This window comes from Ruegeria sp. H8, assembly GCF_056532905.1.
Genome location: NZ_JBQFNY010000003.1, coordinates 86910 through 106447 on the forward strand (window position 1 = coordinate 86910; position 19538 = coordinate 106447).

The 19538-nt window shown below is 58.5% G+C and carries 20 protein-coding genes; 7 read left to right on the forward strand and 13 right to left on the reverse strand.

What is annotated here, in order from left to right; translation table 11 throughout:
* Positions 1-51: 51 nt before the first annotated feature.
* Positions 52-381, forward strand: a complete 330-nt coding sequence (locus ACR0A2_RS09955) for a hypothetical protein (protein ID WP_171117096.1) — start codon at positions 52-54, stop codon at positions 379-381.
* Between the two features lie 7 nt (positions 382-388).
* On the opposite strand, the gene ACR0A2_RS09960 is transcribed toward ACR0A2_RS09955, so the two are convergent.
* Positions 389-898, reverse strand: a complete 510-nt coding sequence (locus ACR0A2_RS09960; protein WP_480834904.1) for a potassium channel family protein — start codon at positions 896-898, stop codon at positions 389-391.
* A gap of 65 nt (positions 899-963) precedes the next feature.
* The gene (trhO, locus tag ACR0A2_RS09965; RefSeq protein WP_480834905.1) at positions 964-1869 is read right to left on the reverse strand and encodes an oxygen-dependent tRNA uridine(34) hydroxylase TrhO; all 906 of its coding nucleotides are present in this window, start codon (positions 1867-1869) and stop codon (positions 964-966) included.
* Positions 1870-1965: 96 nt separating this feature from the next.
* Here trhO and pncA point away from each other — a divergent pair, with 96 nt between their 5' ends.
* Positions 1966-2559, forward strand: coding sequence for a bifunctional nicotinamidase/pyrazinamidase (gene pncA / locus ACR0A2_RS09970; protein WP_480834906.1), 594 nt, complete (start codon positions 1966-1968; stop codon positions 2557-2559).
* On the opposite strand, the gene ACR0A2_RS09975 is transcribed toward pncA, so the two are convergent.
* Positions 2556-3086 (reverse strand): hypothetical protein, encoded by a 531-nt coding sequence (locus tag ACR0A2_RS09975; protein ID WP_480834907.1) that lies wholly within the window; start codon positions 3084-3086, stop codon positions 2556-2558. The two genes, pncA and ACR0A2_RS09975, sit on opposite strands and share 4 nt — an antisense overlap.
* A gap of 164 nt (positions 3087-3250) precedes the next feature.
* Between ACR0A2_RS09975 and pncB the strand changes: the two genes are divergently transcribed.
* A complete protein-coding gene (gene pncB, locus ACR0A2_RS09980) occupies positions 3251-4543 on the forward strand; it encodes a nicotinate phosphoribosyltransferase (RefSeq protein ID WP_480834908.1) in 1293 nt (430 codons plus the stop codon).
* 216 nt (positions 4544-4759) lie between these two features.
* The gene (locus ACR0A2_RS09985) at positions 4760-5761 is read left to right on the forward strand and encodes a hypothetical protein (RefSeq protein ID WP_480834909.1); all 1002 of its coding nucleotides are present in this window, start codon (positions 4760-4762) and stop codon (positions 5759-5761) included.
* 14 nt (positions 5762-5775) lie between these two features.
* Here ACR0A2_RS09985 and ACR0A2_RS09990 read toward each other — a convergent pair whose 3' ends face one another.
* The 6 genes from ACR0A2_RS09990 to ACR0A2_RS10015 form a co-directional block, all read right to left on the reverse strand.
* Positions 5776-7227, reverse strand: coding sequence for an aldehyde dehydrogenase family protein (locus tag ACR0A2_RS09990; RefSeq protein WP_480834910.1), 1452 nt, complete (start codon positions 7225-7227; stop codon positions 5776-5778).
* A gap of 34 nt (positions 7228-7261) precedes the next feature.
* The gene (locus ACR0A2_RS09995) at positions 7262-8860 is read right to left on the reverse strand and encodes an ABC transporter ATP-binding protein (protein ID WP_480834911.1); all 1599 of its coding nucleotides are present in this window, start codon (positions 8858-8860) and stop codon (positions 7262-7264) included.
* Entirely contained in the window at positions 8857-9672 is an 816-nt protein-coding gene (locus tag ACR0A2_RS10000) for an ABC transporter permease (RefSeq protein WP_480834912.1), read from the reverse strand. The genes ACR0A2_RS09995 and ACR0A2_RS10000 overlap by 4 nt, the downstream gene beginning before the upstream one ends.
* Positions 9669-10616 carry an ABC transporter permease gene (locus ACR0A2_RS10005; RefSeq protein WP_480620082.1) on the reverse strand — a complete coding sequence of 316 codons (948 nt, stop codon included), beginning with the start codon at positions 10614-10616 and terminating at the stop codon, positions 9669-9671. The genes ACR0A2_RS10000 and ACR0A2_RS10005 overlap by 4 nt, the downstream gene beginning before the upstream one ends.
* Before the next feature lie 40 nt (positions 10617-10656).
* Positions 10657-11679 (reverse strand): ligand-gated ion channel, encoded by a 1023-nt coding sequence (locus ACR0A2_RS10010; RefSeq protein WP_480834913.1) that lies wholly within the window; start codon positions 11677-11679, stop codon positions 10657-10659.
* A gap of 110 nt (positions 11680-11789) precedes the next feature.
* Positions 11790-13277: an ABC transporter substrate-binding protein gene (locus ACR0A2_RS10015; protein ID WP_480834914.1), complete on the reverse strand. Its 1488-nt coding sequence runs from the start codon at positions 13275-13277 to the stop codon at positions 11790-11792.
* A 169-nt stretch (positions 13278-13446) separates the two neighbouring features.
* Here ACR0A2_RS10015 and panB point away from each other — a divergent pair, with 169 nt between their 5' ends.
* The 3 genes from panB (at position 13447) to glpK (ending at position 16682) form a co-directional block, all read left to right on the forward strand.
* On the forward strand, positions 13447-14286 hold the full coding sequence (panB, locus tag ACR0A2_RS10020) for a 3-methyl-2-oxobutanoate hydroxymethyltransferase (protein WP_480834915.1): 840 nt from the start codon (positions 13447-13449) through the stop codon (positions 14284-14286).
* Entirely contained in the window at positions 14283-15134 is an 852-nt protein-coding gene (gene panC, locus ACR0A2_RS10025; RefSeq protein ID WP_480834916.1) for a pantoate--beta-alanine ligase, read from the forward strand. The genes panB and panC overlap by 4 nt, the downstream gene beginning before the upstream one ends.
* Positions 15135-15203: 69 nt before the next feature.
* Entirely contained in the window at positions 15204-16682 is a 1479-nt protein-coding gene (gene glpK / locus ACR0A2_RS10030; protein WP_480834917.1) for a glycerol kinase GlpK, read from the forward strand.
* Here glpK and smpB read toward each other — a convergent pair.
* From smpB to ACR0A2_RS10050, 4 genes are all read right to left on the reverse strand, one after another.
* On the reverse strand, positions 16679-17155 hold the full coding sequence (smpB, locus tag ACR0A2_RS10035) for an SsrA-binding protein SmpB (protein WP_152459447.1): 477 nt from the start codon (positions 17153-17155) through the stop codon (positions 16679-16681). The genes glpK and smpB overlap by 4 nt on opposite strands.
* 58 nt (positions 17156-17213) lie before the next feature.
* A complete protein-coding gene (idi, locus tag ACR0A2_RS10040) occupies positions 17214-17756 on the reverse strand; it encodes an isopentenyl-diphosphate Delta-isomerase (RefSeq protein WP_152459448.1) in 543 nt (180 codons plus the stop codon).
* A gap of 201 nt (positions 17757-17957) precedes the next feature.
* Positions 17958-18371 (reverse strand): c-type cytochrome, encoded by a 414-nt coding sequence (locus tag ACR0A2_RS10045; RefSeq protein WP_171172089.1) that lies wholly within the window; start codon positions 18369-18371, stop codon positions 17958-17960.
* 113 nt (positions 18372-18484) lie between these two features.
* Positions 18485-19501 carry a P1 family peptidase gene (locus tag ACR0A2_RS10050; protein WP_480834918.1) on the reverse strand — a complete coding sequence of 339 codons (1017 nt, stop codon included), beginning with the start codon at positions 19499-19501 and terminating at the stop codon, positions 18485-18487.
* Between the last annotated feature and the right edge of the window lie 37 nt (positions 19502-19538).

The following is a 19538-nucleotide window of genomic DNA, read 5'->3' on the forward strand; positions in this document are numbered from 1 at the left end:
AATTTTTGGTTAATGTTCTATTTATGTTCTACACAGTCAGAGGACAAACCGATGGCCCAGCAAACACGCCCCACCGCCCTGAACGGGCCGAACAACGACTATCACCTGCTTCCGGTGACCGATCGGCAGATGCGGTATGCGCGTGCGATTGCCGAGAAGTCAGCCCTTGAGATTCCGGTTGAGGCACAGCGCGACCGGCGGCTTTTGTCTGACTGGATTTCTGCCCACAAACCACGCGGGACCTCGCAATTCGACAATTACCCGACGGGAAAACAAGTCGCGTTTGCCGAGCGGATTTCACGCAGCAAGCGCCGCCCGATCCCATCCGAGTGTTTCCGCGACAAGAAAATGATGTCGCGCTGGATCGATCACAACAAATAGCCCCGAATTAGGGTCTATCCGGATTGTGGTTGCGGGCATAAAGCGAAACTGCTGCGGCAACAAACATACCCAGCAGGATATAGCCTGTTACGGCCTCGGACACGGCGAGCCCACGGCACAGACCGGTCGGGGACATGTCGCCATATCCGACTGTGGTAAAGGTGACATAGGAAAAATACAGGATATCCCCCGGACCCTGCGCACCAATGACACAGTGGTCGTTATACCCAAAGGCCCCGTAAACTGCGGCGAACAGGAATGGAACAACCTGTATGAACGAAACACCCATCAGAAACAAAAGCCTGCGGGGCGATTTCACCTGTGTCATGTAGTACCAGGATTGTGACACCAGCCAGATCAATAGCCCGATCGAGGCGACTGTGCCAATCGTGTCACCCGCAGCCGCCTCGCTCAAGCGGGACAGGCCATACCAGGCCAGGAAGCTAGCAAGGACCAGCCCCAGTGCCGCAATCAGCGTCGATTTCCATTCGTCCAATGTCGTGGGTTTATGGTGCATGAACGCCCCTTCAATCCGGTCTTCGGGCAATCATCCGACCTAAAGGCATCGCCCGCAACCCGAATTCAATCCTGCCGCAGATGCGCCTCACCCCGTTCCCGCGCCAGCAGGATCTGTTTTTGCCGCTCGCGAAAGCGCATTTTGTCAGCATCGGACGTCTCATCGATGCATTGATGGCATGAAACGCCATGCTCGTATTCCGGGCGCTTCATATCCTCGGGCAGGATTGGACGCCGGCATCCATGACAAAGCTTGTGCGGCCCTTCAACAAGCCCGTGGCCAACCGAAACGCGATTGTCGAAAACAAAGCATTCACCCTGCCACGAACTGTCTTCGGCGGGGATTTCCTCAAGGTATCGCAGGATACCGCCTTTGAGGTGATAGACATCCTCGACCCCCTGCCCCAACAGGTAGTTGGTGGATTTCTCGCAACGGATACCGCCCGTGCAAAACATGGCGACCCGCTTGTTGTGAAAGCGGTCCTTGTTCTGTTCCCACCATGCCGGGAAATCGCGGAAACTGGCTGTTTCAGGGTCTATTGCGCCTTCAAACGTCCCGATTGCCACTTCGTAATCGTTTCGCGTGTCGATCAAAACCACATCGTCAGAACGGATCAGGTCATTCCACTCCTGCGGGTCAACATAGTTGCCGACACGGGCGCGCGGGTCCACGTCGGGCTGGCCCATGGTCACGATCTCTTTCTTCAACCGCACCTTCATCTTGCCGAAAGGCGGGTGGTCCGAGGTCGCTTCTTTCCACTCCAGATCGGCACAACCGGGCAAGGATCGGACATGTGACAGCACAGCGTCAATTCCGGCACGCGGGCCGGCGATCGTGCCGTTGATCCCTTCCTGGGCAAGCAGCAGCGTACCTGTGACAGACTGCGCGCGGCACAGGTCCAGCAAGGGGTCGCGCAACGCGGCCGGGTCCGCGAAACGTGTAAAGTGATAGAGGGCAGCGATTGTGTACATACGCGCGATCTACCTTTGCAGACCCAGAGTCGCAAGGGATTGCATTGACGCCCCGCGCGCCGCCGCCTACCGATAGAGCGGTAAAAGGAGACCGCCATGACCCATGCCCTGCTCGTGATCGATGTCCAGAACGACTTCTGCCCAGGTGGGGCACTGGCCGTGGCAGAAGGGGACGAGATCGTCGCACCGATAAACGCTATGATGGATGAATTCGATGCCGTGATCCTGACTCAGGACTGGCATCCGGCGGGGCATTCTTCGTTTGCCAGTTCTCACGATGGCAAAAACCCGTTCGACCTGGTCGAAATGCCCTATGGCCAGCAGGTTCTGTGGCCCGACCACTGCGTGCAGGGCACGCGCGGCGCCGGTTTTCATCCCGACTTGCGCACGGATGGCGACCTGATCCTTCGCAAGGGGTTCCGCAGTGCCATCGACAGCTATTCCGCATTCTTCGAGAATGACCACCAGACACCGACAGGCCTGAAAGGCTATTTGGATACACGCGGCATCGACCGTTTGACCCTTGTGGGATTGGCCACCGATTACTGCGTGCGTTATTCCGCGGTAGATGCCGCCAGGTTGGGTTTCGATGTCACGGTCCGCATGGGCGCGTGCCGCGCGATTGATATAGACGGTTCGCTGGCAGCCGCCGAACAGGCGATGCGGGATGCCGGAGTCGTATTGACCTAAGGTGTGGCGCCTGCGGCGGCCAGAAGCTTGATCATCACGAACAGAACAACCGCCAGACCCAGCGCGAACCCAATGCGCCCTGGTATCGTGCGACGTTCCGGGTTGGTCTGGTTTGACGGAGATGACGGAACGGGCATCGGTCGGCTGCGCACGATCCCAGCCATGGGATGCGCGGTTCGCACATAATGCAGGAAATCCCAAAGGTTGAAATCGCCGCAATATTCACCCTGAATTCCACGCGTCCTGATGTTGTCAAACAGCGACCGCAGAATTCGCACCCGATCCGCATGATCCTCGGCCGGAAAAACACCCGGCACGATGCCGCTGTTGCGCGACTCGAGGCTGAACCCGGCATCCATGAAAATCTTGCGGATTTTCGGCGATGTTCCACGCAACGCGTCCGCGGCTCTGATATCGCGGAATACCGCACATACCTGGCGTTCCGTATCAGAGGCAGACCCCAGCTTTTCGGGGTCCAGATCTTCCAGCGCTACGTTAACAATATCAAAATCGTACTCGATACCCATTCACAAACTCAGTTTCGACTTTCCATCCCCTCTTCTCACTAACCGGTAAAAACAATGCACAATATGCCGGTATTGTGACGTCAAACTGGCATTGTCACCAAATCAGTGACTCTTGCTATTTCCAGAGTCGATTGATCTAACTACGGAAATCGCAGGAGTTCCCCATGGTCGACATCGCGACCCGCGTCTACAATCACAAATGGAAGATTGACCCGATTGTACGGTCTTTGATCGATACTGATTTCTACAAACTGCTGATGTGCCAGTCAGTGTTTCGAAACAAGCCTCAAACAGATGTCGTTTTTTCGTTGATCAACCGGTCGAATCACGTACCTCTGGCGCATTTGATCGATGAGGGAGAGCTGCGGGAACAGCTGGATCACATCCGCTCTCTCAGCCTCAGCCGTGGGGAAAGCACCTGGCTGCGCGGCAACATGTTCTATGGAAAACGGCAGATGTTCCGCTCGGACTTCATGGAGTGGTTCGAGAATTTGCGCCTGCCGCCCTATCACCTTGAACGCAAAGGTGACCAATTTGAACTGACCTTTGAAGGCAAATGGCACGAGGTCATGCTGTGGGAGATCCCCGCGCTGGCGGTGTTGATGGAACTGCGCTCGCGTGCGGTGCTGAACGATATGCGCCGGTTCGAATTGCAGGTACTGTACGCCCGCGCGATGACCCGGGTTTGGGAAAAGATCGAAAAGTTGAGCTCGATAAACGGGCTTGGGATCGCGGATTTCGGCACCAGACGGCGGCATTCCTTCCTTTGGCAGGATTGGTGCGTGCAGGCGATGATCGAAGGGCTGGGCGCATCCTTTACCGGAACTTCAAACTGCCTGATCGCCATGCGACGCGAGGTCGAGGCGATCGGCACCAATGCGCATGAACTGCCCATGGTCTATTCCGCGCTGGCCGATACGGATGACGCGTTGGCGCAGGCGCCTTATGACGTGCTCAGCGACTGGCATGACGAACATGACGGCAACCTCCGCATCATCCTGCCCGACACCTATGGCACCAAGGGGTTTCTGGACAATGCTCCTGACTGGCTGGCGGGATGGACCGGCATTCGCATCGACAGCGGAGACCCGGCAGCAGCGGCCGAGGTCGCAATAGACTGGTGGAATGCACGCGGCGAAGACCCGACAGGGAAACGGATCATTTTCTCTGACGGTCTGGATGTCGAGAAAATTCAGGAATTGCACGCCCAGTTCGCGGGCCGCGCCAATATTTCCTTCGGTTGGGGAACCTTGCTTACCAACGATTTTCGCGGACTCGTCCCCAATGACGCGCTGGCACCGTTCTCATTGGTCTGCAAAGCGGTATCCGCCAATGGCCGCCCGACGGTGAAACTGTCGGACAACCCGGAAAAGGCGATGGGTCCGAAAGACCAGATCGAACGCTACAAGCGGGTGTTCGGTGTCGGTGCGCAAGAAGCCATAAAGGTTGTGGTTTAGCCCCTAAAACTCTTTAGCAAAAAAAAGTCTATCGTGTGCTAAAATACCCAAATAGCTACTAATATTTGGAGTACGAAGATGGCAGGCATTGAGAATCCCGTTTCACTTGAAACTGCATTGATCGAGCGTGACGAACTTGGGCTGCATACAGTTGCTGCGTACTTGATCAGCCGAGCGTCAGCACTGACTACCCCGAAGGATGCCTTCGAATAAACTTTGCCAGAAGAGGACACTGCTGAACTTGGCTTCAGAGATGTTGCAACCTTTCAACAATTGGACGGACGAGTGCCCCTGCCTTCTGTACCTGGTCCAGACGAGGATTCCGCCAATGAACAAGCCGTTTCCGCGCCAATCAGCTACTACGATCAGCTAGCGGAGTTTATCGAGCGCGCCGAAGAGTCAGGTACAGTTCCAGACGTTCTGACTGCAGTCAAATATGGTCTTTCTGCCCCAAGCGACATTGTCAGAGTGGCGGCACTCAGTTCAGGTATGAAATTATTTCAGCTGCCTTCGTTGACCCCGTTGACTCGGTTCGAGTGGTTTGCACAGAGGTTCGACAACCTGTCAGATTTGACACGCGAAGTTTACTCAACTCTCTTTCTAAGCCTCGGATCAGAGCCGTCCGCGCTGCCGATGAGGTTTCCGCAGCCGCCTGAGCCGGGCATCAGGGACGATATTGGACTCACACTGGTCCACGGTACTCATTTTGACATCAACTCAGATCCAGATTGGTATTATCCCGGAACCGGAGACCTTCACACGTATATTGCGCCACATCGCAGCGACATTTTCTCTGGAGCTGACTTCTTCGAATGGGAGGGGCGTTGGTCGGATCGTGGTCGTGATATTGCAGCAAAAAATTTTTCGACATGGGTACGGTACCAAGGTCTTGAAGGTTGCGATGTCGTCACTCACAGCCATGGGGGTAATGTCGTCATGAAAGCTGCAGAATCTGGCTTGAAACTGCGCCGGGTCCTGTTTCTGAGCTGCCCGGTGCATTGGGACAAGTACAACCTACTACATGGAAACATCACCCAAGCTTACGCGGCGCGAGTCAGGTTTGACTTCGTCGTATTAGCTGATTGGGGCGCGCAGAAGTTCCCGAGCTCTGCAAACTTGGTGGAACAACGGCGAGTCGGAAGCTTTTTTGGCAGCCACTCGGACACACGCAAGTCAGAAACCTGGCAAAGTGACCAGATTGAGAACATGCTGACTTGAAAGACCTTAAAATGTTATCCGTGAAACGCGGCAACTGTCTTCAACTGTGAAAAGCCGTACAAAGCTTCGAACCCTTTTTCGCGGCCATGGCCGGATTTTCCCACCCCGCCAAACGGCAGTTCAACACCGCCGCCTGCACCGTAGTTGTTGATGAAAACCTGACCCGAGTGCAGCGCTTTCGCCAACCGCATCTGCCGCGCGCCATCCCGCGTCCAGACGCTGGCGACCAGGCCGTACTCTGTACTATTCGCTATGGCCAGAGCCTGTTCTTCGGTGTCGAACGGGATCAGAACCTGAACCGGGCCGAAGATCTCGTCCTGTGCCAACTGATGATCTGGCGGCACGTCCGCGAACAAAGTGGGCCGGACATAGGCCCCGGTCTCTGGCGCGTCTTCGACAATCTGTCCCTGCGCAGCGATCGTCAGGTCCGTGGCGGTTTTCAGAAAACCCCCGACAATCTGTTTCTGCCGGTCCGAGATCAACGGCCCAACGCGCAGATCCTGCATCGCCGGGCCGACGGTCAGTTCTTCATAGGCCTGGGACATCCGCGATCTGACCTGCTCATAAACGCCACGCTGCACCAGGATTCGGGACGAGGCTGAACAGGTCTGGCCCGCATTTTGGATACCCGCATTCACCAGAAACGGCAGCGCCGCATCCAGATCGGCGTCGTCGAAAACCAATTGCGGGGATTTCCCGCCCAGTTCCAGCGTCACGGGCACCACGTTGCGACCCGCCGCCTGCTGCACAAGGGCCCCTGTAGCAACAGAACCGGTGAACGAGATGTGGTTTACACCCGAATGTCCGGACAGCGCCGCACCCGCCTCGGCCCCCAGACCGGGCACGACATTCAAAGCACCGGCCGGCAGCCCGGCCTGTTGCGCAAGATGGGCAAAGGCCAACGCGGTCAAACAGGCCTCTTCCGCCGGTTTCAGAACACAGGCGTTGCCCATGGCCAACGCCGCCCCGACGGAACGCCCGATAATCTGCATCGGATAGTTCCAGGGCACGATATGGCCCGCCACCCCATGCGGTTCGCGCAGGGTATAGACGGTGTAGCCATCGAGATAGGGAATGGTCTCGCCCATCACCTTGTCGGCCGCGCCGCCGTAGAACTCGCAATAGCGCGCCAGGGCGACCGCGTCTGCCCGGGCCTGTGTCAGCGGTTTGCCGACATCCATCGCCTCAAGCCGCGCCAGATCGTCCACCCGTTCCAGCACCAGCTGGCCCAGCCGGGTCAGGATGCGGCCGCGTTCCAACGCCGTCTTTCGCCCCCAATCACCATTCAACGCAGATCGGGCGGCTTGTACCGCCGCGTCGATGTCCGCCTCGGACCCTCGGGCGATCCGGCAGATCTCGGCCCCGTCCGAAGGGTTGATCAAGGGCAGGCTGTCGCCCGCAGCCGCCCGTATCCAGCGCCCGCCGATCAGGCACAAGGTGGGATCAAACCAAATGTTCTGGGTCATTTTGGGGCCTCCAATCAGGCTCTAACAAGGAACTTTATGCCGTCAGTGGCGTTATCTCGGGCAACCGGGGCGCAGCGGCAATCAGGGTTTGCGTATAGGAATGTTGCGGGTTTTCGAACACCTGCTTGGTCTTTCCCTGTTCGACGATCCGCCCGGACTGCATCACAAGCACACGGTCGGTGATCGTGCGGACAACGCTCAGGTCATGGCTGATGAACAGATAGGTCAGGTCATAGGCGTCGCACAGTTCAGCGAGCAGATCGAGGATCTGAGCACGGACAGAAACGTCAAGCGCCGAAACCGCCTCGTCGAACAGGATCAGATCGGGCCGGATGATCAGGGCGCGCGCGATGGCGATCCGTTGTCGTTGCCCGCCCGAGAATTCGTGGATGTACTTGCCCGCGTCGTCGGGGCTGAGGCCGACGGCCGTCAATATTTCCGAGATCCGATCCTGTCGCTCTGATCCGGTGGGCGGGGTGTCCAGCAAGTGGAAAGGCTCGGTGATCAGGCGCGCGACACGATGGCGGGGGTTGAAGCTGCCATATGGGTCCTGAAACACAACCTGCATCCTCCGACGCACGGCAAGGTTGGGTTTGTGACCGGTGAATACCGGCTGACCACCCAACCGGATTTGACCGGACTGAACCTCCTCCAAGCCCAAAATTGCCCGTGTCAGGGTCGATTTTCCACATCCGGATTCCCCGACCAGCCCCAACCGCTCGCCTCGGTTGAGGCAGAAGCTGACACCATCCACCGCCCGGTGATGGCGCGGCGCGTCCAACAGGCCTTTTCGGGGCAATCGGTAATCCCGGACAACCTGGGATACCTCCAGCAACGTTTGCGGTTGCGCGGGTTCCGGCAAAGTGACCTGATGGCCAGACGCCTCGAACAGCATTCGGGTATAAGGGTGTTGCATGTGACGCAGCAGGTGCTGTGTGGCCCCGCTTTCAACCACTTCTCCGTGGCGCATGACGATGATCTGGTCGGCCATATCAGAGACAACGGCCAGATCATGGGTGATCATCAGCAGCCCCATGTCGTATTCGCGCACCAGCCCCTTGAGCAGGTCGAGGATCTGCGCCTGTGTCGTGACGTCCAGCGCTGTCGTCGGCTCGTCCGCGATCAGCAGCCTGGGGCGCAGAGCGATGGCCATGGCAATGACCACGCGTTGCCGTTGCCCGCCGGACAGTTCGTGCGGATAGCGGGAAAGGGGGAACCGATCAGGCGGCAAGCCGACGCGGGTCAACACCTCTTTGGCGCGTGTTCGGGCCTGGGTCGGGGGCATCGCCTTGTGGATCAGGATCGTCTCCATCACCTGATCACCGATGGTTTTCACCGGATTGAGCGCTGTCATCGGTTCCTGAAACACCATCCCCACGGACGCGCCGCGCAAGGCGCACAAATCGGGCTCTGACCGTGTCAACAGATCCTGACCGTCCAGCCAGATCGCACCTTCCGTGCTGGCCCCATGCGGCAAAAGTTGCATCACCGCCAATGCGGTCATCGATTTGCCCGAGCCGCTTTCACCTGTCACCGCCACGATCTGGCCGGGAGCGATGGAGAGGCTGACCTGTTTCAGGATCGGTATCCCATGGATCGTCAGCGACAGGTTTTCAATCTGCAACAAGCTCATGCCCGCGCCACCCTGATCCGGGGATCCAGCCAGTCTCGCATTCCGTCGCCCAACAGGTTCAGACCCAGCACCGTGACGATGATCGACAGACCCGGAATCAGAGCCAAATGCGGGGCAAAACTGACCATCGTCTGCGCGTCTGCCAGCATCCGGCCCCAGCTGGGCGTTGGAGGTTGAGCGCCCAGACCGACATATGACAGGCCCGCTTCAGCCAGAATGCCAAGGCTGAACTGGATGGTGCCCTGCACGATCAGCAGGTTGGCCACGTTGGGCAGAATATGTTCAGCCGATATCCGCGCGGCCCCTTTGCCCGACACACGGGCGGCAAGGATGAACTCTCTCTCCCAAAGCGACAAAGCGGCCCCGCGGGTGATACGGGCAAAGACGGGGATGTTGAAAATGCCGATCGCAACAATGGCGTTGATTGCTCCGGCTCCATGGACGGCCGTGATCAGGATGGCGATCACCAGCGAAGGGAAAGCGAAGACCAGATCATTGCCACGCATGATGACCTCATCCAGCCATGAGCCTTTGCGCGCGGCCGCTGCCAGACCAAGAGGAACGCCAAGTGCCATGCCGATGCCGACGGCCACCAGCGCCACCGCAATCGACGTGCGCGCACCGACCATGATCATCGAGAACATGTCGCGGCCGAAATGATCGGTTCCAAACCAATGCTGCCCGTTTGGTGGCTGTAATTTATTGGGAATGTCCAGCGCGGCATGGTCGTAGGGGGTCCAGATGAACGACACCAACGCGGCCAGAACCACCAGCGACGACAACAAGGCCCCAAGGATCAGGTTCCGGTTCATGTCCTGCTCCTCAGTCGAGGGTCCACGGCCGCATAAGCAAGATCGACAAGGAAGTTGACCGTTATCACGGCAAAGACCAGCAGCATCACGACCGATTCCACGACGATGAGGTCTCGGGCAGAAATGGCCTGAAACACCAGCCGCCCGAGGCCCGGCAGATAGAACACCTGTTCGATGATGATCGATCCCGCCAGCAGAAAGGAAAACTGCAAGCCAATGATGGTCAGCACCGGAATCAGCGCATTTCGCACCCCATGCCGCCACAGGGCCTGACGACGGGACAGGCCCTTGGCCCGAGCCGTGCGCATGAAATCCTCACCCAGAATGTCCAGCAAGGCCGACCGCATGACCCGCGCCAGAATCGCCGCCTGTGGCAAGGCAAGAGCCACGGCAGGCAGGGTCAGGGAATGCAGGCCGGCCCACAGACCGTGGTTCCAACCGGCAAACCCGCCCGCATTGAACCAGCGCAGGTTGATGGCGAAGATCAGCACAAGCATCATCGCGAACCAGAAGTTCGGGACTGCGATGCCAAGCTGCGTCGCCCCCATCACTGCAAGGTCCCCCGGTTTGCCCCGACGCGCAGCGGCATAAATTCCGGCGGGAAAGGCGATCAACGTGGACAGCGTCAGCGCATAAAGTGCCAGGGGCAACGATACCCACAGCCGGTCAGCGATCATCTGCGACACCGGTGTGCGATAGGTGTATGACGTGCCGAAATCGCCCACCAGCATGCCGCCAACCCAGTGGAAATAGCGCTGTATCCTGGACCCATCCAAGCCCAACTCGGCCCGCAGCGCCGCCAGCGTGTCCTCCTGCGCATTGACGCCCAGCATGAACGAAGCCGGATCACCCGGGGCAACCTCGATCACGGCGAAGATGACCACCGAGGCGACGGCCAGGCTGACAAGCAAGGAAATCAGTCGTTTGAGGACGTAGCGGAGCATTGGCACCACGTTAGGGTCACATCAGGCACGGGTCCAGCGTCTAAGGCACCAGAAGGAAAGCGGAAACCGCATAGGCAACGATCGCAGCATAGCCCAGTGGATAGATCCACTTGATCGCATAATTGTCCAAAGTGCGCGCCGCCCCCTCCTTGCCGGACACTTTCAATCGTCGCAGCGCGACGTTGAACACGATCAGCGCCCCGGTCATCAGGAACATGCACTGTAGGACAAAATCCAGAAAAGTCAGATAACCCAGCTTGGGCAGATCTGCGGATATTGCCCAGTTGAACGCGACGAAGACCAGCAGGTTGCCGCCCGCAATCTCGATCCTCCGGCGGTATTCATCCAGAAAAAACAGCGCCCAGCCGACCGAGATCAAGACAAGCATCGGAAGGAAAACCCGAATGACGTAATAGGTCAGATGTCGATTGCCCTCAAAAACAAGCGCGACCTGATCGCTTTCTTTGCCGGATAGACCCAGGACCCTGGATGTTTCCAACCGTGCATTGTTCAGAATCCATTCTTCTTCGCCCAACTGATCTCCGAGGCCAGAGAATTCGTTCAACGGATGGTAATTTACGTATTCATAGGGAAAGACCGAAACGACCTCGAAATGAAACTCCTGCGTGTCGAACGGGTATTTTCGGAAATCGAAATGAGGCGCCTGGAGTGTAAGAGACGATTTTTCGACATACAGCACCCGCCCGTCGTAACGCAGGGATGCGGCGGATTCGTGGATCCACTTGTTGGACTGCTGATTGTGAATGACAAAAGCCGGCAGAACGGACCCGATACTTGCCGCATGATTGGCAAGGTCGGGCGGGTTGAAGACCCTGATATCCCTCCCCAGTTCCTCGGGATCAAACGCCAGCGCCGGATCGGTCCATTCCACCCGCAAGACCACAACCGCGCCATAGTTTTCAGCCTTTTGATCAACACCGGTGATCTGGTCGATGCGAATGCCAATCCCAACGTTCAACGGATTCTCGGGCGTTCCGGGCAGGGCATCCAGCCGGCCCCCCAACACATTCTGCGCCGTGGCCGCGACAGAAGAACCGAACACCAGGAAAAAACCTAAAACCAAGACGGGAATGGCACGGAGCAAGAACATACTTGAGAACACCCTGACACAATGGAAGGCCCGGGCCGCCCGGCGCGGCCCGGGCTGTAACATTACTCGGACCAGCTGATCTGAGTCAGATCGATTGCAGCGGTGGGCGCGTTCTCCCAAAGGCCCTGAACGCCGACTTTCGCAACGCCCAGTTTGGCCAACTGGAACAGGTAGCCATTGACATAGTCGCTTGCGATCAGGCGCTGCGCCTCACCCAGCAAACGGGTGCGTTCTTCGGGGTCGGTGGTGGTGTTCAGAGTGTCCATCAGCGCCTGAAAATCCGTGCTGTCATACTGAAAGTAATAATCAGGCCGCGCATAAATACCGATATCCATAGGCTCGGTATGGCTGACGATGGTCAGACCGAATTCCTTGCCCTTGAACACGGATTCCAGCCATTGGGCCCATTCCACATTGATGATCTCGGCCGTGATGCCGACCTCGGCCAGCTGCGCCGCTATGATTTCGCCCCCACGACGGGCGTAAGACGGCGGAGGCAAATGCAATGTCGTCTCGAACCCATTTTCGAATCCCGCCTCTGCCAGCAACTGTCTGGCTTTTTCGGGGTCGTAAGCGGATTGCGCGGTCAGATCGACGTAAGCCGGATTGTGCGGCGCAAAGTGGGTTCCGATCGGCGTGCCATAGCCAAACATTGCGCCGTCGATGATAGCCTGCCGGTCAATGGCATGGGCCAATGCCTGACGAACAAGGATATCATCAAACGGAGGCTGCTTGTTGTTGGTGGACAGGATCGTCTCACCTTCGGTCGACCCCACAAGGACCTGAAAGCGCGGGTCGGCCTCGAACTGGGGCAGGTTTTCCGGCGCCGGGAAGTTGTCAAACACGTCGACATCCTCTGCCATCATGGCGGCAAAAGCGGCGGTCGGGTCCGAGATGAACTTGAACGTAGCAGTCTCTAATGCGGGCTGTTCGCCCCAGTAATCGGGGTTTCGGTTCAGCGTGATACTGTCGCCCTGCACCCAGTTTCCAAAGGTATAGGCACCGGTACCAACTGGATTGGTCTTGATGTTTTCAATGCTCTCAGGCGCGACGATGACTGCGTCCCCCCAGGCCAGGTTGAACAGGAAATTTCCGTTCGGTTCTGACAGGGTGACTTTCACCGTCAGCGGGTCGACGACCTCGACGGTTTCGATACCGGCAAACAGGGCCTTCTGCGCGTTGGCGCTGTCTTCCGCGGTTGCGCGGTCAAGGCTGAATTTGACATCCTCGGCGTCCATGGTGGTGCCATCATGGAAGGTCACCCCGTCATGCAGGTTAAAGGTATAGACCGTCCCGTCTTCGGAAATCTCCCAGCTTTCCGCCAATCCGGGCACGACCGAGCCGTCGCCCATGAAACGTGTCAGGCCTTCGAAGATATTGGTGTAAACCACCGAGTCGATGGCTTGCGCCGCGGCGCTTGTCGGGTCCAGATGCGGAGGCTCAAGCTGCATCGCAATGGTGATGTCCGACTTGGCCAAAACCTGCGTGGCAAGCAGGCTGGCCCCTACGGCCAGGGTCGATGCAAATGTCCGGAACAGGAATTTTGTCATGTGAACTCTCCCTACTGAAACAGGTTGTGCCCTTGTTTTCAGGGCCATTTTACTGACAGTCTTCCTGTAAACCTCAGGTCAATCAAGGGAATGTTCGCGCAACCGGGGTTTCTTCGGCCCCTCCCGATCTGCTATGCCGCACTGCAACATAATACTGCAGGAGCGATCCATGAGCGCCACCGCCCGCAAGAAAGCCCCGAACGCCGAGGACATTCGCGCCCGAAAAGGCGGCGAACCTCTGGTCTCTTTGACCGCCTATACCACGCCAATGGCGCGCCTGATGGACGCCCATTGCGATTTCGTGCTGGTCGGTGACAGCGTCGGCATGGTGCTGCACGGGCTGGAATCCACGCTGGGGGTCACGATGGAGATGATGATCCTGCATGGTCAGGCCGTATCACGCGGCCTGGAAAGTGCGATGATAGTCATCGACATGCCTTTCGGAAGCTATGAGGAAAGCCCGGCACAGGCCTTTCGCAATGCCGCACGCCTGATGGCGCACACAAATGCAGGCGCGGTCAAACTGGAAGGCGGTGTGGAGATGGCTGAAACCATTCGCTTTCTGGTGAAACGAGGCATCCCGGTGATGGCTCATATCGGACTGACGCCGCAGTCGATCAACACGCTGGGCGGCTACAAGGTGCAGGGCCGTGACGAGCAGGCTGAAGCCGTCATGGCGGATGCCCGCGCCGTGACCGAGGCTGGCGCGTTCTCGGTCGTTCTGGAGAAAGTGCCCCAAGGTCTGGCGAACCAGATCACCGAAGAGATTGCAATCCCGACCATCGGCATCGGTGCATCTGCGGGCTGTGACGGGCAGATTTTGGTCGTGGACGACATGGTGGGCTTTTTCACCGCCTTCAAACCCAAATTCGTCAAACGCTATGCCGAGCTTGGTCCGTTGGCCGAAGCGGCCATCGCGGAATACGCGGCCGAAGTCCGCGCGCGGACCTTCCCGGCGGACGAACATGTCTTTGCCGATCAGGCTCCGGCCAAAGGACAAAATACATGACCGCACCGATTCTGCGCTCTCTGGCCGAGCTGCATGCCAACACCACTACATGGCGCCGAAACGGTGAGGTGATCGGCGTGGTTCCGACCATGGGTGCGCTGCACGAGGGGCATTTGTCACTGGCGCAGGCTGCGAAACAGGGCTGCGACCGGGTGATCGTGACGATTTTTGTGAATCCCAAGCAGTTCAACAATCCCGAAGACTTGGCAAATTACCCTCGCACCGAACATGAAGACTCCCAAAAGCTGGCCCCGTATGGCGTGGATGCGATCTATGTGCCGGACCCGCAGGAAATCTATCCGGAAGGTTTTTTGACGACGGTATCGGTTGCCGGTCTGACCGACGTGATGGAAGGACCTTTCCGCCCCGGACATTTCGAAGGCGTGGCCACGGTGGTCGCCAAACTGTTCCTGCAAACACAGGCGGATCGAGCCTATTTCGGGGAAAAAGACTATCAACAGCTGCTGGTTGTCCGCCGGATGGCGCGCGATCTGAACATCCCAATCGAGGTGATCGGCTGCCCGACCGTCCGAGAACCTTCGGGCCTGGCGATGTCGTCGCGCAATCTTCTTCTTTCCCCCCAAGGGTTGAAGATCGCAGAGCAAATGAACGGCGTCATGCGGCAGGTGGCGGACGATTTGGCCAAGGGCGCGGACTTTGCCATGCTGGCGCAGGATGCCAAGGAAACCCTGCTGAATATCGGGTTTTCCGAAGTCGAGTATGTCGACCTGCGCTGTGCCGAGACACTGGAAAGCCTGTCCAGCGCCACCCAGCCCGCCCGCCTTTTTGTCACGGCCTGGGCCGACGGCGTCCGCCTGATCGACAATATTCCTGTCAATCCGGCCTGATTTCTGCGCTGGCCCCTTCGCCATTGTTTGCGCTAAAGTCCGGCAAAACGATACCGGGGGAGAGCGGAAATGACCCATATTCTGGCAATCGATCAAGGCACCACATCCTCGCGCGCCATTCTGTTTGACGCGCAGATGCGGCCTGTTGGCACCGCCCAGCAGGAGTTTCCTCAGCACTTTCCGCAGGAAGGCTGGGTTGAACACGACCCCGAGGATATCTGGTCCAGCGTTCTGCACGTGTGCCGTGAGGTGATGGAAACCACCGGTGTTTCAGCGGATCAGATTGCCGGTATCGGCATCACCAACCAGCGCGAAACGACGGTCGTCTGGGACAAACAGACCGGCAAGGCCATCCACAATGCCATCGTCTGGCAAGACCGCCGCACCGCCGATATCTGCGCGCGCTACAAACAGGCCGGGTGCGAGGATGACGTCACAGCTCAGACCGGTCTGCTGCTAGATCCTTATTTCTCGGGCACCAAGGTCAAATGGCTGCTGGATACCGTTTCGGGCGCCCGCGAGCGCGCAGAAGCCGGAGACCTGCTGTTCGGCACGATCGACAGTTTCCTGATCTGGCGGCTGACCGAAGGCTGTGTTCATGCAACCGATGCCACCAACGCCGCCCGTACTCTGCTGTTCGATATTCACTCGGGCACGTGGAGCGCCGAGATTTGCGACCTGCTGGATGTGCCCCTGAACCTTTTGCCCGAAGTGAAGGATTGCGCCGCGGATTTCGGAACCACCACTTTGCTCGGGGGCGACATTCCCATTCTGGGCGTTGCAGGCGACCAGCAAGCCGCCACCATCGGGCAGGCCTGTTTCCAGCCCGGTATGATGAAATCAACCTATGGCACGGGCTGCTTTGCGCTGCTGAACACCGGCGCACAGCCGGTTCAGTCGAAAAACCGCCTGCTGACGACGATCGCGTATCAACTGGACGGCCGACGAACTTATGCGCTGGAGGGTTCGATCTTTATAGCGGGGGCCGCAGTGCAATGGCTGCGCGACGCGTTGCAGATCATTGATGCGGCGCCACAAAGCGGCGAACTGGCGGCTCAGGCCGATCCGAACCAGCATGTGGTGCTTGTGCCCGCCTTCACCGGCCTCGGGGCGCCTTATTGGAAACCTGACTGTCGCGGAGCGCTGTTCGGGCTGACGCGCAATTCCGGCCGGGCCGAGATTGCCCGCGCCACGCTGGAAAGCATCGCCTTCCAGACCCGCGACCTGTGGCATGCCATGCAGGGCGACTGGGGCGCCGATGCCGATGTCATCCTGCGCGTCGATGGCGGGATGGCCGCGTCTGACTGGACCATGCAAGGCCTGTCGAACTGTCTTGGCGCGCCTGTGGACCGCCCTGTCATGCAAGAGACGACAGCCCTGGGCGCCGCATGGCTGGCAGGCATGAAAGCCGGAATTTATTCGGATCAGGCCGGGTTTGCGGAAACATGGGCGCTGGACCGCCGATTCGAGCCAACGCAGGAACAAGTCGAACGCGATGCGGCTTATGAGCGTTGGCAACGTGCGGTACAGGCTGCGATGGCGTTCTAGCTGTGGTCTTTCAACAAACGCTGTTTCTGCCGTGACCAATCGCGCTTGGCCTGGGTTTCGCGCTTGTCATGGGTTTTCTTACCCTTGGCGATGCCGATCTTGATCTTGGCCAACCCCTTGTGGTTGAAATACAAAACCAGCGGCACCAGCGTCATGCCCTTGCGCTGGGTTGCATTCCACAAATCGGACATCTGTTTGCGGGACACCAGCAGCTTGCGACGGCGGCGTTCTTCGTGCTTGAACACTTTGGCCTGCTCGTATGGCGCGATATAGCTGTTGACCAGCCAGAGCTCGCCATCATCGACGGTGGCATAGCTTTCCGCGATGTTGGAGCCACCCGCGCGCAGGGATTTGACCTCGGATCCTTGCAGAACGATACCGCATTCGATGTCGTCCTCGATGGCATAATCGAAGCGGGCGCGCCGGTTTTCGGCGATCACTTTGTAATTCGGGTCTGTCTTCTGCTTGGCCATGACGCGTTGATTTAGGCGGCTTGCGCCGCCCTTGCAAGGCACGGATTTCCAGCCGCGGTCATGATTTGGCAGAAATGATCAGATCCGGGCCAAAAATCGTGTCCGCGTGGTTGTGAAGATATATCTTCAACCAGGGCGTAAAACGATCCGGGTGACGTTTCACTTCGGCCAACAGATCGTGATAGTCGATCCAACGGATATCCATGACTTCATCCGGGTTGGGCGCGATTTTCAGCGAGCCGCGGACATGGGCCAGAAAGACGTCGACAACCTCGTTTTCCACCATGCTGTTGCCCACATCGGCGTGATATTCCAGCCGGTGTCGGTATTCGGGATACAGGCCCGTGATCCCCAGCTCTTCACGCAGGCGGCGCACGGCACAGGTGGACGAGCTTTCGTCCCAATCGGGATGCGTACAGCAGGTGTTCGCCCAAAGGCCGGGCGTGTGGTACTTGCCCAATGCGCGACGCTGTAACAGGATCTCGGTCCCCCGTACGACAAAAACCGACACAGCCTTGTGCTTGAGCCCCTTCTCGTGAACTTCAAGCTTGTCTACAGGGGTCAACTCACCATCGACCCAAGCTGGGATCATGATACCCATCTGTCCTCTCCTGCTGCCAATCCGCCTGACGAGCCCTGATTTTGATTATAGCTGTTGCCGGATCGGCTTGGCTTTGCGGCGTTGCTTGGCAATCCGCCGTCTGACTTCAAAGTGTCGCTGTTCCACACTGTTATCAATCGCACCAAAGGCCGCAGGGGCTGCGGCCTTTGGTCCTTGTGCAGTGGTGCACAGTATCAGGTGTTATTCACCCGACACGCTTGCGATATAGGCATAGACGTCTTCGGCGCCCTTTTTCAGCTTGAAGGTCATTTTCGATTTGGCGGATGTATCATCCAGATAGGTTTTCAAAAATGCCTTGGGGTCCTGAGCATACTCGACAAAAGTAGTTTCGTCCCAGACCAGACCCTTCTCACCGGCGGCAACGATGCTGTCTCCGTATTTGAAACCCTCAACGGTACCGGCGGTGCGACCCGCGATTCCATAGAGGTTGGGGCCGGTCTTGCCGCCCTTGACGATCACTTCGCCTGCCGGGTCGGCGATCATGTGGCAGGACTTGCATTTGTTGAAGGTTTTCTTGCCCGCCTCAGCGTCGCCTTCAGCATAAGCAGGAAGGGCCAGAAGGCCGACGATTGCGGTAGCGAGGATGCGATTCATAGCTTTTGCTCCGATAGAAATTGGCTGCACCGAATGGACCGTCGGCGCAAAAAAGAGTCAACGCGCAGATTGCCGCGCGCGCTTACTGTGCCACTGCGACAAATAGGATGTCCTTAACTTTTGTCATGTACCTCGGACCAGCAAGGCAACAGATCGCCCGCGGCCGGAGTCGCCAGATAAACGGCGCGCGCAATGGCTCGCGCCAGGCACAGCGAGGCCGCATGCCCGATGACACCTGGTTCGGTGTCGGTTGCGACACCCCGCGCGCCCGTGCTGACCCCGAATACCAGATCACCATCCCCCGGCGTGTGGGCGGGTACAATAGCACGGGCAATACCGTCATGGGCGGAAACGGCCAGTCTCTGACATTGCGGTTTGGTCAGGGCCGCATCCGTCGCAACGATGGCAATCGTGGTATTGGCCTTGTCCGGGTTCGCGGACTGCATCACCTGCGCTTTGCGACTGACCGTTGATTGGCCAAGTCCGGCATTGGGATCAGGCCCCAACCCACCGAACTCGCCGCCCACTTCAAAGGGGGCTGCCCAGAAATGCCTGTCACCCGGCGTGGTGACACTGCCCAGCGGATTGACCGCAACCAATGCGCCAACGGTAACACCACTGTCCAAAACAACCGAGGCCGAACCCAACCCGCCTTTGTGCATCGCGGTCAAAGCCCCGGTTCCTGCACCTGCTGTTCCGAGTTCGAACCGGTCCGACGCGGACTCGAACGCCGCACGGCCCAATGCGCGATAGGGATTCTCGTGCCACGCCTTGTCGCCGCCATTCAGCAGGTCGAACAGGATCGCCCCGGGCACGATCGGCACCACGGCGGAACCCACCTGAAACCCGCGGCCTTGGGCATGCAGCGCGTCCATGACACCCGAACAGGCATCCAGCCCGAAGGCCGACCCGCCCGAAAGCACGATCGCATCCACCTTTTCAACGGTCTTGTCGGCGGCCAGCAAATCTGTCTCGCGTGTGCCGGGAGCGCCACCCATCACATGCACCGAGGCTCGGAGTGGTTGCGCGCCGGTCAGGACGGTGACGCCTGATTTCAAAGTTGCGTTCTGTGCGTTGCCGACCTTCAGGCCGGGGACATCCGTGATCAGGTTTCTGGGTCCGGGGATCATGCAAGCCTCGGCGGTTGAGCGGGAAAGCGCGCTGGCG

Bases quoted from the DNA above. Each gene is read 5' to 3' on its own strand.
- ACR0A2_RS09955 (WP_171117096.1), top strand. From the start codon at position 52: ATGGCCCAGCAAACACGCCCCACCGCCCTGAACGGGCCGAACAACGAC.
- ACR0A2_RS09960 (WP_480834904.1), bottom strand. From the start codon at position 898: ATGCACCATAAACCCACGACATTGGACGAATGGAAATCGACGCTGATT.
- trhO (WP_480834905.1), bottom strand. From the start codon at position 1,869: ATGTACACAATCGCTGCCCTCTATCACTTTACACGTTTCGCGGACCCG.
- pncA (WP_480834906.1), top strand. From the start codon at position 1,966: ATGACCCATGCCCTGCTCGTGATCGATGTCCAGAACGACTTCTGCCCA.
- ACR0A2_RS09975 (WP_480834907.1), bottom strand. From the start codon at position 3,086: ATGGGTATCGAGTACGATTTTGATATTGTTAACGTAGCGCTGGAAGAT.
- pncB (WP_480834908.1), top strand. From the start codon at position 3,251: ATGGTCGACATCGCGACCCGCGTCTACAATCACAAATGGAAGATTGAC.
- ACR0A2_RS09990 (WP_480834910.1), bottom strand. From the start codon at position 7,227: ATGACCCAGAACATTTGGTTTGATCCCACCTTGTGCCTGATCGGCGGG.
- ACR0A2_RS09995 (WP_480834911.1), bottom strand. From the start codon at position 8,860: ATGAGCTTGTTGCAGATTGAAAACCTGTCGCTGACGATCCATGGGATA.
- ACR0A2_RS10000 (WP_480834912.1), bottom strand. From the start codon at position 9,672: ATGAACCGGAACCTGATCCTTGGGGCCTTGTTGTCGTCGCTGGTGGTT.
- ACR0A2_RS10005 (WP_480620082.1), bottom strand. From the start codon at position 10,616: ATGCTCCGCTACGTCCTCAAACGACTGATTTCCTTGCTTGTCAGCCTG.
- ACR0A2_RS10015 (WP_480834914.1), bottom strand. From the start codon at position 13,277: ATGACAAAATTCCTGTTCCGGACATTTGCATCGACCCTGGCCGTAGGG.
- panB (WP_480834915.1), top strand. From the start codon at position 13,447: ATGAGCGCCACCGCCCGCAAGAAAGCCCCGAACGCCGAGGACATTCGC.
- panC (WP_480834916.1), top strand. From the start codon at position 14,283: ATGACCGCACCGATTCTGCGCTCTCTGGCCGAGCTGCATGCCAACACC.
- glpK (WP_480834917.1), top strand. From the start codon at position 15,204: ATGACCCATATTCTGGCAATCGATCAAGGCACCACATCCTCGCGCGCC.
- smpB (WP_152459447.1), bottom strand. From the start codon at position 17,155: ATGGCCAAGCAGAAGACAGACCCGAATTACAAAGTGATCGCCGAAAAC.
- idi (WP_152459448.1), bottom strand. From the start codon at position 17,756: ATGGGTATCATGATCCCAGCTTGGGTCGATGGTGAGTTGACCCCTGTA.
- ACR0A2_RS10045 (WP_171172089.1), bottom strand. From the start codon at position 18,371: ATGAATCGCATCCTCGCTACCGCAATCGTCGGCCTTCTGGCCCTTCCT.
- ACR0A2_RS10050 (WP_480834918.1), bottom strand. From the start codon at position 19,501: ATGATCCCCGGACCCAGAAACCTGATCACGGATGTCCCCGGCCTGAAG.